This window comes from Streptomyces sp. NRRL F-5126 (genome assembly GCF_000721265.1).
In the GTDB taxonomy this organism is placed as follows: Bacteria; Actinomycetota; Actinomycetes; order Streptomycetales; family Streptomycetaceae; genus Streptomyces.
In genome coordinates, this window is the sequence record NZ_JOFZ01000003.1 from 435,341 (window position 1) to 446,042 (window position 10,702).

The following is a 10,702-nucleotide window of genomic DNA, read 5'->3' on the forward strand; positions in this document are numbered from 1 at the left end:
GATCAGCCCTTCAGTCCTGAGGTGGCCATGCCCTGTACGAGGTAGCGCTGGAAGACGAAGAAGAACAGCACGATGGGCAGCACGGAGATCACCGACATGGCGAACATCGGCCCGTATGCGGAGGTGCTCGACTGGTCGACGAAGCTGCGCAGGGCGAGGGTGATGGTGAACTTCTCCGGCGCGAACAGGTAGATGAGCTGCGTGAAGAAGTCGTTCCACGTCCAGATGAAGGTGAAGATGGCCGTGGTGATGAGCGCGGGCCGGCTCAGCGGCAGTGTGATGGCCCAGTACGTGCGGAACACGCCGCAGCCGTCGATGCGCGCCGACTCCTCAAGTTCGCGCGGCAGGTTGCGCATGAACTGGACGATGAGGAAGACGAAGAACGCGTCGGTGGCCAGGAACTTCGGCAGGATCAGCGGCCAGTACGTGTCCACCATGCCGAGCCGGTTGAAGATGATGTACTGCGGGATGAGGATGACGTGCTGCGGGAGCATCAGCGTCGCCACCATGAACGTGAACATCGGCCCGCGCATCCTGAACCGGAGCCGGGCGAACGCGTACGCGGCCAGCGAGCAGGACAGCACGTTGCCGACGACGGCTCCGCCGGCGATCAGGAGGGTGTTGCCGAGCAGCCGGGTGACGGAGACGCCGGACACACCGTCGAGCGCGGTCGTGTAGTTGGACCACTCCAGGTGGCTCGGCCACAGATGCAGGCTGGTGACGACCTCGTCGGCCGGTTTGAGTGACGTGGCGAGGAGCCACAGCAGGGGGTACAGCAGCACGAGCAGGCACACGACGGCGATCGTGTGCGGCACCCATCGTTTGGCGGCCGGGTTCATCGTCCGTCCTCCCCCGCGTAGAAGACCCAGGACCTGGACGTCCTGAAGAGGATCAGGGTGACGAGGGCGATGGCGATCAGCAGCAGCCAGGCCATCGCCGACGCGTAGCCCATGTGCGAGGCGGTGAAGCCGCGCTCGTAGAGGTAGAGCGTGTAGAAGTTCGTCGAGTCGGCGGGGCCTCCCTTGCCGCCGGTGATGACGAAGGCCGGCGTGAACACCTGGAAGGACTGAATGGTCTCCAGCACCAGGTTGAAGAAGACCACCGGGGAGAGCATCGGCACGGTGACGGAGACGAACTGCCGCCACCGGCCGGCGCCGTCGAGCGAGGCGGCCTCGTAGAGGTCGGGCGATATCTGCTGCAGCCCCGCGAGGAAGATGACCATGGGGGCGCCGAACTGCCAGACCGTCAGCAGGACGACCACGTACACCGCGAGGTGCGGGTTGCCGACCCAGCCGCCGGCGTGGATGCCCACCGCGTCGAGGAGGCCGGAGACCGAGCCGCCGTCGTTGAACAGCGCCCGCCACACCAGGGCGATGGACATGCTGGCCCCGAGCAGGGACGGCGCGTAGAAGGCGGAGCGGTAGAAGGCGCGGCCGCGTCCGAGGTTCTTCAGCAGGATCGCCGCCCCGAGCGCGACGCCCAGCTTGAGCGGCACCGCGATCACCACGTACAGCATCGTGGTGCCGACCGACCGCCAGTAGCGCGGGTCGTCGGTGAGCATCTCCGTGTAGTTGCGCAGGCCGATCCAGTGCGGTGGGTCGAAGAGGTTGTAGTCGGTGAACGACAGGTACAGGGAGACGGCCATCGGCGCCAGCGTCAGCACGACCGCGCCGATCATCCACGGCGAGAGGAACACGTAAGCGGGCCAGTGCTGTTCGCGCCTGCGGCGGCGTCCTGGCTGCGGCCGGGACCGTGTGGTGCGTGGGGCGCGTGCGGGCGCCCTGGTGGACACTGTGCTCATGACCTCAGCTCCCGGTTGGCCGCGTTGATGAGTTCGCGCGCCGCCTCGCGGGGGGTGGCGAGCTGGTATCCCACGCGCTCGTACTCGCGCCCGAAAGCGGTGTCGATGGCGACATCGCCGCGCGGTGGTGCGGTCGGCGGCGCGGAGAGGCCGTACTGCTCCATCATCACCGCGTAGTCGTAGATCTCCCGTTCCGCCCCCTTGAGGGTCTTGGCGACGCGGGTGGCGATCGCCCGGTTGGGCGGTGTGGACCGGGTGAAGCCGAGGATGTCGCCGGCCCGCCGGTCGTTGATGAGGAAGTCGACCAGCTGGGCCGCCTCCTTGGGGTGGGCGGTGTGCGCGCCCACGCCCACGAGCATCGAGGGCTTGAAGTACTGGCCGGCCCTGCCGTCGATGGTGGGGACCGGCGCGAAGCGTACGGCGTCGCCGAGCAGCGCCGGGTAGCCGGGGAAGGTCGCGTCCCACGTGTAGTCGGCGGCCGACAGGCCGCGGCCGATGGGTGACGTCTCGGTGGAGATCGCCTGCGAGGTGTCCCGGGCCGCGGCGACGGCCCCCTGCCTGCGGAGGCGGTCGAAGAACGTCCAGAAGGCGGTGAGGTCGTCCTCCGTGAACCCCAGCCGGGTCTGGCTCGCGTAGAGCCGCTTGCCGTGGCTGCGCAGCCAGTCCTCGAAGACGTCCTCGTTGCCCGCGCCGTCATTGGCGCCCGTGACGTGCCGCCCGTCGGGCGACCTGAGGCCGAGGGCGGCGATCCTCCTGTTGTCCTCGGCCCACTCCTGCCAGGTCCAGGAGGGCTTCGGCGTGGGGATGCCCGCCTTTTCGTAGATCCTGGTGTCGTAGGCGTATCCGGTGATGCCGCGGCCCATGGGCACGGCGTACAGCTTGCCGCCGTAGGTGCCGGTGCGCAGGAAGTCCTTGTCGATCTCGGCGGTGCGGATCGTGCGGTCCGCGACAGGCCCCGTCAGCTCCATGATGGCGCCGCTGCCCGCGTACTGCGAGATCTGCCGGTAGTCGAGCTGGACCACGTCGGGGACACCTCCGCCGGCCGCCTGGGTCGCCAGCTTCTGCAGGTAGGACCCGAAGTCGGCGTTGGACGTGCGGACGGTGACGCCTGGGTGTTCCTTCTCGAAGAGGCGCACGGCCTTCTCGGTGCGCGCCGCACGGTCGTCGTTGCCCCACCAGGAGAACGTGAGGGAGACGCCGCCGCCCGTTCCCCCACTGGCGGTGGAGCAGGAGGTGAGCGTGGTGGTCAGGGCGGTACCGAGACCGACAGCGGCCGAGGCCAGGACGGCACGGCGGCTGAGGGATCGGTGCCCGCCGCTTCGGGGCTCTGGCATGGGCGCCTTCCGGAGACGGTGGGAGGGGGCGTTGGCGGTGGTTCGGGAGGAGGTGGCCGGGCGGGCGGTGTGCCGCGCCGCCCCGCCACGGGCGACGGGTACGCGGCTCAGATGCCCGGGTAGACGTCCAGGCGGCCGCACATGCCGAAGCGTCCGCGTGCGGTGGGTCCGGTCGCGGTGACCCGGGCCCCGGTCAGATGGTGCGCGTCCTGAGTGCGCAGTGCGTCGAGTTGGGCCCGGGTTGCCTGCGCGGCCGCGTGCGCGCCCTCGCGCCACCGCTGCTCCCACGCGTCGAGCCGGGGGCGTACGAGCGCGGCGGCCGCCTCCTGGAAGGCCGCGAGCGGCCGGGGGTCGCCGCTTTCCGCGGCCTCCCGCAACCGGAGGAAGCGGTGTGTGGCGAGGTCCCGGCGGGCGCGCGCGGCCGCCACCTGCTCGGCCTCGGGGGCGTCGGCCGGGATGCGCACGGCGTCCGCGTACGTTCCGGGGTCGGCGAGCAGGTCCTGGGGCAGGGTGAGTACCGCGTCGCCTGCCTCGGGCAGGCCGCTGTTCTGCATAACGACGGTGATCTCCAGGCCGCCGCCGTTGGTCAGGCGGTGGATCGTGCCGGGTGTGAACCAGGCGACGGTGCCCGGCTCCAGCGGTGTCTCCCGGTACCCGGCGGTGGTGAGTGTCTGCACCGTGCCGCGGCCCGCCGTCACCACGTACCCCTCGGTGCAGGTGAGGTGCAGATGAGGCGTGCCGCCGCCGGGCAGGTCGTCAACGGTGGGCCAGTCGTACACGGTGAGCCTGGACACCCCGACCGCCCCGGGGAAACCGTCGTATGCGGTGCTCACCAGGCGCGTCCGCGCAGCTGGGCGGCCACCCGCTCGCGGTCCCACGCACCGTCGGCGACGGTCACGCGGTAGGAACGGGTGAGCGTGTCGCCGGGAGCGAGGACGAGTTCCTCGTGGAACGCCCAGGACGGCGCGACCGCGGCGAACGGGTCGCTGCGCACGAACCAGTGTGCCGGGTGGGTGCCCTTGTCGCCGCGGTGGTCGTTGGCCGGAGCGTGCTCGAAGACCAGGGTGGCCCGGCCGTCCCGCCCGTCGTGCTCGCCGACATACGCCAGCCACGCGGCCTGGGTACCCATCAGGTCGCCCTCGTCCGCGTCCGCACTGAAGACCTGTCCGCCGCGGAAGGCGCGCGGGCCGCGCCAGAACAGGCCCGTGTAGCCCGCGGCGGGCCGGCCGTGGGTCGTGGGGCTGCCGAACCGCAGCGGCTCAGCACGCCGGTTGGCCACGGACGAGGTCCAGGTGAGCGACCAGCTGCCGGCCTCGGTGTCGACGTCGGACACCTCGACGCGGCGCTCCTCCTCGGCCCACAGTTCGCCGTCGTACGGGTGCCAGGCCAGGCGCTCGGCGATGACGGCGCGGTCGCCGTCCGCCGACACCTCCTCGAAGCCGGTGTGCGCCATCGAGCCGACCTTCTCCGGCAGGGCGAGGTACCCCTCGCCGTGCACGTACGTGTTGCCGCCCCACAGGTTCTGGCCCGAGAGGTGGGAGGCGGTGAGCTGCAGCCCCTTGTGCCAGCGGTGGTCGTTGGGGCGGTAGTCGGTGACGACCGCACCTGAGAGCGTGCGGAGGGGATGCAGGTAGGGCTTGGGCGCCTCCCATGCGGCCTCGGGGCGGTACACGTAGGCGAACAGCTCGGTGCCGGTGGCCTCGTGGGCCACGGTGACGCGGTCGCCGTGGACGTGGGTCAGTGCCAGGGTCATGCGTGGTCCTCCTCGCCGGAGCCGGCCGGCGCCCAGCCGGGGGCGCCGCCGTGCAGCTCGGTGTAGTAGGGGTCTCCCGGGCCGATGTCGCCGGCGCGTACGGGAGTGTCCGTGAACGCGGACTTGTACAGAGCGGTGATGAACTCCAGCGTCCTGCGGCCGCCGGGGCCGCTGGTGTCATGGCGCCGCCCGGCGGCGATGTCGTCGACGAGGCAGCGCAGTTGGGCGAGGTGGGAGCTCGGTTCGTCCGCGCCGAAATCGCGCCAGCCGGCCGCGGTCGCCTCGGGGACGCCGGGGGCGGGTGTGATGTGCCAGTCCGCGTTGCGGTAGCCGTAGAGGTGGGTCAGCTCGATCGTGGCGTGCTCGCAGTCGATGCGGATCCTGCTGACCTCGTCGGGGGAGACCACGCTGTTCACGAGCGTCGCGACGGCGCCGCCCTCGAAGCGGACCTGCGCGGTGGACACGTCCTCGGTCTCCACGTCGTGCACGAGCCTGGCCGCCATGCCGCGCACCTCGCTCCAGGGTCCCATCAGGTCGAGCAGCAGGTCCGTCTGGTGGATGCCGTGCCCCATGGCAGGGCCGCCGCCCTCGGTCGCCCAATGGCCGCGCCACGGCGCGGCGTAGTACGCGGCGTCGCGGTACCAGGTGGTCTGGCAGTGGGCCACGAGGGGGCGGCCGAACGCGCCGGCGCGCAGCAGGCGCCGCACGTGCCGGGCGCCGGAGCCGAAGCGGTGCTGGAAGACGATCGACGCGTACGGGTCGGCGTCGCCGCCCTTCTCCGCGGCCTCGATGGCGTCGTAGTCGGCCAGCGAGGGGCACGGGGGCTTCTCGCACCAGACCCACGCGCCGGCGCGGAGCGCGGCCACGGACTGCTCGCGGTGCACGGCCGGCGGGGTGCACAACACCACGAGGTCCGGGCGCACTTCGGCGAGCATCGCGTCGAGGTCCGTGGACGCGTACGGGATGGAGAACGAGTCGGCGAACGCGCGCACGGCGGTGCCGTCCACGTCGACCGCGGCCACGACCTCCGTCTTCCCCTCAGCGGCCAGCGTGCGCAGGGCGGGCAGGTGGCCGGCGCGCGCGATGCCTCCCGTGCCGACCACGGCCGTGCGCAGGGGGGCGTCCGAACGATGCGGAGACATACGGTCCCTCTCGTGAGACGAGCACAGCAAGCGCTTGCTATCGGTCGCGTCAACGGCAGGCGCTTGCCATCGGTTCCAACGTTGTAACCGCCCGGCGTCCGCAGGGTCAACCCTTCGTTCGAAAACAGCCGGAGCCCGTGGGGCCTGCTGACAGAAAGCGCGTGCGCGTGCATACTCTGGGGAGACTTCAGCGAAGGGCCGTCCGGTGGCAGCAGTGACACTCAAGGACGTGGCCGAGCGCGCGGGGGTGTCGATCAAAACGGTTTCCAACGTTGTACGCGACGCCCCGCGGGTGTCAGCGGCCACGCGGGAACGGGTGACGCGCGCCGTGCGCGAACTCGGCTACCGGCCCAACCCGTCGGCACGCCGGCTGCGTACGGGGCGCGGCGGCCTGATCGCCCTCGCCGTCCCGGAACTGACCACCCCGTACTTCGCCGACCTCGCCCACCACGTACGGACGGAGGCCACCGCGCTCGGCCTCACCGTACTGATCGAGGAGACGCTCCAGGACCCGACGGAGGAGCTGCGCCTGGCCACCGGGGTGGGCGCGTCGCTGCTCGACGGTGTGATCCTGTCGCCGCTGCACGTGACGGCCGCCGAACTCGCCCCCGTCGCCGATGCGTTCCCGCTGGTCCTCCTCGGCGAGCGCAGCTACGGGACGGAGCAGGTGGTCGCCGACCACGTGCTCATCGACAACGCGGCCGCGGCGCGTGACGCGACCGCGCACCTGGCCGGCCTCGGCCGGACGAGGATCGCCGCCATCGGCGCGGACAGGAAGGCGTCGGCGACGAGCCGCCAGCGTCTGGAGGGCTTCCAGCTGGCGCTGCACGGGGCGGGGCTGCGCTTCGACCCACGGCTGGCGCCGCCGGTCGAGGAGTTCGACCGGCGCGACGGCCTGCTGGCGATGCGCGCGCTCCTTGGCCTGCCCGCGGACGTACGGCCCGACGCGGTGTTCTGCTTCAGCGACACGCTGGCGGTCGGGGCGCTGCGTGCCGTGCACGAGGCGGGCCTGGCCGTGCCGGGAGACATCGCCCTGGCCGGTCTCGACGGGTCGCAGGAGGCCCTCTACAGCACGCCGTCCCTCACGACCGTCGTCCCCGACATGAGCGCCATCGCCTCCCTGGCCGTGAAGTGCCTGTCGGCCCGGATCCGTTCGGACAGACCCCTGCCGTTCGAGGTGCATGTGGCCCCGCACCGGCTCGAGGAGCGGGAGTCGACGGCCGGAGTGCGCCGCCCCTTGCAGGTCGGAGAACCGAACCGGTCAACTGCTGCCGTCACACGGTAGTGCCGGTGACGTGTGCGAGCGGCATCCACCGCCGTTGCGGCCTCTGGGGCGGCGGCCCCGGCCAACTCGCCGTCTCACAGCGGGTGAGCCGGGTTGCGTGATCGCCGCCGGGGGCACCGCTCAGGCGTCGAGGCTCGCGAAGAGGCTGTTGAGACCCTCCGCCAGCAGAGGGTGCGTGAAGATCGCGTCCGCCATGGCGGCGTACGGGAGCTTGCCCAGCATGGCGACCTGGACGATCGTCATGATCTCGCCCCCTTCCATGCCGAGCATGGCGGCTCCGAGGATCTGTTGGGTTTCCGCGTCGACGACGGCCTTCATGAAGCCGCGTGTCTCCCCGGCCTCAAGCGCCCGGATCACGCCGTTCATCGGCAGTTTCGCGACCCGGATCGAGCGCTTCTGCTCCCGGGCCTCCCGCTCGGTCATGCCGACGCGGCCCAACTGCGGGTCGATGAACACGGTGTACGGGACGACCCTGTCCCGCGTGCTGGTCTTCTCGCCACCGAGCAAGTTGGCGTGCAGGATGCGGTAGTCGTCGTAGGAAAGGTGGGTGAAGGCCGGTCCGCTTTTGACGTCCCCCATGGCGTAGACGCCGGGGACGGAGGTCTCCAGGTACTCGTCGACCTCGATGAAGCCGTTGTCGAGCACCCGGATGCCGGCTGCCGGCAGCGCGAGCGCCTCCGTGTTGGCGATACGGCCGACAGCCGACAAGAGGTGTGTGCCCTCGACCTGCCGCTCGCCGTCCGGTGTACGAACGGTCAGTCGCACCCCGCCGCCGTGCGCCTCCTCGACGTGGTCCGGCGTCGCGGAGGTCAGGACGGTTACGCCGTCCTCACGCAGGATGGCGGCGACCTCGTCGGAGACGTCGTCATCCTCCCTCATCAGCGGACGCGGGCCGGTCTGGACGATCGTGACCTCGCTCCCGAACCTGCGGAACATTTGGCCGAACTCCAGCCCGATGTAGCCCCCGCCGAGGATGAGCAGGTGCTCGGGGAGCGTGTCCAGCTCCATGATCGATGTTGAGTCCAGGATGGGGACGTTCTGAGCGCCGCTGAGCGCCGGCGGCCTGGGCCTCGCCCCCGTGTCGATGACGATCACCGGCGCGGTGACACCGCGCTTTCCGCCTTCCCGCAGTGCGATCTCGACCGTCTTGGGACCCGTGAAGCGAGCCTCCCCCTGAATCACGTCGAGCCCCTCTTTCTCCAGGCGGCTCACGTAGTTCTCCCGCGCCCCGGTGACCATCGCCCGCTTGCGCTCCCGCACAGCGGCGAGATCGACGGACACCGGACCGGTCCGCACGCCGTACTCCGCGCCACGCCTGGCCTGGTGGGCGAGGCGTGCGCTGGCGACCATCGTCTTGGTCGGGGTGCAGCCGACGTTCACACAGACTCCGCCGAGGTTGCCGCGCTCGACGAGCGCCACCCGCTTGCCCGCCTCCGCCAGATCACCCGGAAGGAACCGGCCACCCTGGCTGGTCCCGATCACCATCGCGTCGTATCTCTCGTCTGCCATGAAATGAATCGTAACGACACTGAATGTGACGAACCAGATGCTCTCCGCCGCAGTCGGGGGAACCTCCGCCTCCGAAGCCGGGATGAGGCCGCACTACGTGAGCGGCTGGGGCGCGTGCCGGGGAGAGTGCTCTCTGACTACGGGCGCCACCGTCCGGGTGCCCGGACGGGCCGGCGCGTGGCCGCCGATCACCTGTGCTCGGGATTGTCGAAGTCACGGCGGCAGCCGGCGTCCCAGGTCGCGCGCTGATTGCCGTACGCGGGAATGCCGCCGACGTCCTTGAGGAGCCGCGCCAGATGGAGCAGGTTCCATGTCATGAAGGCGGTGTTGCGGTTGGTGAAGTCGTTCGCCGGCCCACCCGAACCAGGGTCCAGGTACGAGGGGCCAGGGCCCGCCTCCCCGACCCATCCCGCGTCCGCCTGGGGCGGAATGGTGTAGCCGAGGTGCTGCAGGCTGTAGAGGATATTCATGGCACAGTGCTTGGCGCCGTCCTCGTTGCCAGTGATCAGGCAACCCCCCACACGTCCGTAGTAGGCATACTGGCCTGCTTCGTTGAGAAGGCTCGAGCACGCGTACAGCCGTTCGATCACCCGCTTCATGACAGAGCTGTTGTCACCCAGCCAGACCGGTCCCGCCAGGACCAGGACGTCTGCCTCCAACACACGCTCGTACAGCACTGGCCACTCGTCCGTCTGCCGGCCGTGCTCGGTCATGTCGGGCCACACCCCGGTCGCGATGTCGTGATCGACGGCCCGTACGACATCGACCGCGACACCCTGACCGGCCATGATAGCCGCGCTGCGGTCGATGAGCCCCTGTGTGTTGCTCCGCTCGGGCGACCGCTTGAGCGTGCAGTTGAACACAAGGGCGCGCAGATCACCGTACTGGGCAGGCGGCATGTCGCCGCCTGTGGGCTGGGCGGTCACCGGCGTCTCCTCCTCGGGGTTCACCACCGTGCCCGGCACCGCGGGCACGGATCTGACCATCGTGCGGGCCCGGTGGTTGCCCTGCCGGCACGACACGGCGATCCGGCGAGAGCTTCCCCGGCCGCACCTGCGACACCTCGGGCCGTGCCCTGCCACGTCGCGGAGGAGTCTCCCCCGCCATCCTCATGATCGGGAGGGCCGCGAGAAGCCTTCGCCGAAGGGTGACCGTCGAGCCGGCCGCTCGGAGCCTTCGCTCCTGAGACAACGCCACGAGTTTGCATATGACGTGTTATTCGAAGCTCTTGCTCTTCCGTGTCTCGCAGGGCAGGCACCTCTCCAGGTGCGGAAAGGCCTGGAGGCGTTCCCCGTCGATCGCATCGCCGCATTGGACGCAGTAGCCGTAGCCGCCGGCCCGCAGTCGAGCGAGAGCCGCTTCGACACGAGTCAGGAGCCCGCGCGCCCGGTCCGTCTCCGCGAGATGTGCCGCCAAGGCCTCCGTGACCGAGCCGGCGTCCCCGGCGTCCAGGAGGCAGTCAGCTTGCAACTCCTTCTCCCGCGTCGAGGCGTCGGCGAGGCGAAGGCGAAGTGCGGCTGCTTCCGCGGTGAGCCGGCGGTGCACAGCCTCGGTGTCAGGCGGAGGAGTCGAGTCGGCCGATCGGTCGTCGTCCACGTGCTTGCCTTCCTCACGATTCCGGTACGGCCCCGTTCCCGGCGCTCCATGTCGTCCGGCTGCCGATCGATCAAGGATTCCGGCGGTCGCAGGGAGGGTAGTGTGCCCCGCTCAGGCATACTCTCCTTGACTGTACGTGGAGGGCGGCATGTAACAGGTCGCGAGTGCGCGGAGGTGCAACGTATGGACACGAGCGAACGTCTGTCCGCGCTGGCCCGACGAGTGGGTGCCGCCGATGTCGTGGACGCCATGGGCCGCCTCCACAAGCACCGGAGTCACATC

General features: G+C 70.4%; 10 protein-coding genes. 1 reads left to right on the top strand and 9 read right to left on the bottom strand.

Annotation, left to right across the window (positions count from 1 at the left end):
- Positions 1-2 precede the first annotated feature (2 nt).
- From IH48_RS0108355 to IH48_RS0108380, 6 genes are all read right to left on the bottom strand, one after another.
- Positions 3-839: a carbohydrate ABC transporter permease gene (locus tag IH48_RS0108355; RefSeq protein WP_030901242.1), complete on the bottom strand. Its 837-nt coding sequence runs from the start codon at positions 837-839 to the stop codon at positions 3-5.
- Positions 836-1,801 (bottom strand): carbohydrate ABC transporter permease, encoded by a 966-nt coding sequence (locus IH48_RS0108360; RefSeq protein ID WP_030901244.1) that lies wholly within the window; start codon positions 1,799-1,801, stop codon positions 836-838. Before IH48_RS0108360 ends, IH48_RS0108355 begins: the two co-directional genes overlap by 4 nt.
- Positions 1,798-3,135 (bottom strand): ABC transporter substrate-binding protein, encoded by a 1,338-nt coding sequence (locus IH48_RS0108365; protein ID WP_030901247.1) that lies wholly within the window; start codon positions 3,133-3,135, stop codon positions 1,798-1,800. Before IH48_RS0108365 ends, IH48_RS0108360 begins: the two co-directional genes overlap by 4 nt.
- A gap of 107 nt (positions 3,136-3,242) precedes the next feature.
- A complete protein-coding gene (locus IH48_RS0108370; protein ID WP_037841254.1) occupies positions 3,243-3,968 on the bottom strand; it encodes a cupin domain-containing protein in 726 nt (241 codons plus the stop codon).
- Positions 3,965-4,888, bottom strand: coding sequence for a PmoA family protein (locus IH48_RS0108375; protein WP_030901252.1), 924 nt, complete (start codon positions 4,886-4,888; stop codon positions 3,965-3,967). Before IH48_RS0108375 ends, IH48_RS0108370 begins: the two co-directional genes overlap by 4 nt.
- The gene (locus IH48_RS0108380) at positions 4,885-6,030 is read right to left on the bottom strand and encodes a Gfo/Idh/MocA family protein (protein WP_030901254.1); all 1,146 of its coding nucleotides are present in this window, start codon (positions 6,028-6,030) and stop codon (positions 4,885-4,887) included. Before IH48_RS0108380 ends, IH48_RS0108375 begins: the two co-directional genes overlap by 4 nt.
- 205 nt (positions 6,031-6,235) lie before the next feature.
- Here IH48_RS0108380 and IH48_RS0108385 point away from each other — a divergent pair, with 205 nt between their 5' ends.
- Positions 6,236-7,315 carry a LacI family DNA-binding transcriptional regulator gene (locus tag IH48_RS0108385; RefSeq protein WP_051839370.1) on the top strand — a complete coding sequence of 360 codons (1,080 nt, stop codon included), beginning with the start codon at positions 6,236-6,238 and terminating at the stop codon, positions 7,313-7,315.
- A 120-nt stretch (positions 7,316-7,435) separates the two neighbouring features.
- Here the strand turns inward: IH48_RS0108385 and IH48_RS0108390 are convergent, their stop codons facing one another.
- From IH48_RS0108390 to IH48_RS0108400, 3 genes are all read right to left on the bottom strand, one after another.
- Positions 7,436-8,824 (bottom strand): mercuric reductase, encoded by a 1,389-nt coding sequence (locus tag IH48_RS0108390; protein WP_030901259.1) that lies wholly within the window; start codon positions 8,822-8,824, stop codon positions 7,436-7,438.
- Between the two features lie 188 nt (positions 8,825-9,012).
- Positions 9,013-9,723 (bottom strand): flavodoxin family protein, encoded by a 711-nt coding sequence (locus IH48_RS0108395; RefSeq protein ID WP_030901261.1) that lies wholly within the window; start codon positions 9,721-9,723, stop codon positions 9,013-9,015.
- Between the two features lie 316 nt (positions 9,724-10,039).
- Positions 10,040-10,420 (bottom strand): TraR/DksA family transcriptional regulator, encoded by a 381-nt coding sequence (locus tag IH48_RS0108400; RefSeq protein WP_037841257.1) that lies wholly within the window; start codon positions 10,418-10,420, stop codon positions 10,040-10,042.
- Positions 10,421-10,702 lie beyond the last annotated feature (282 nt).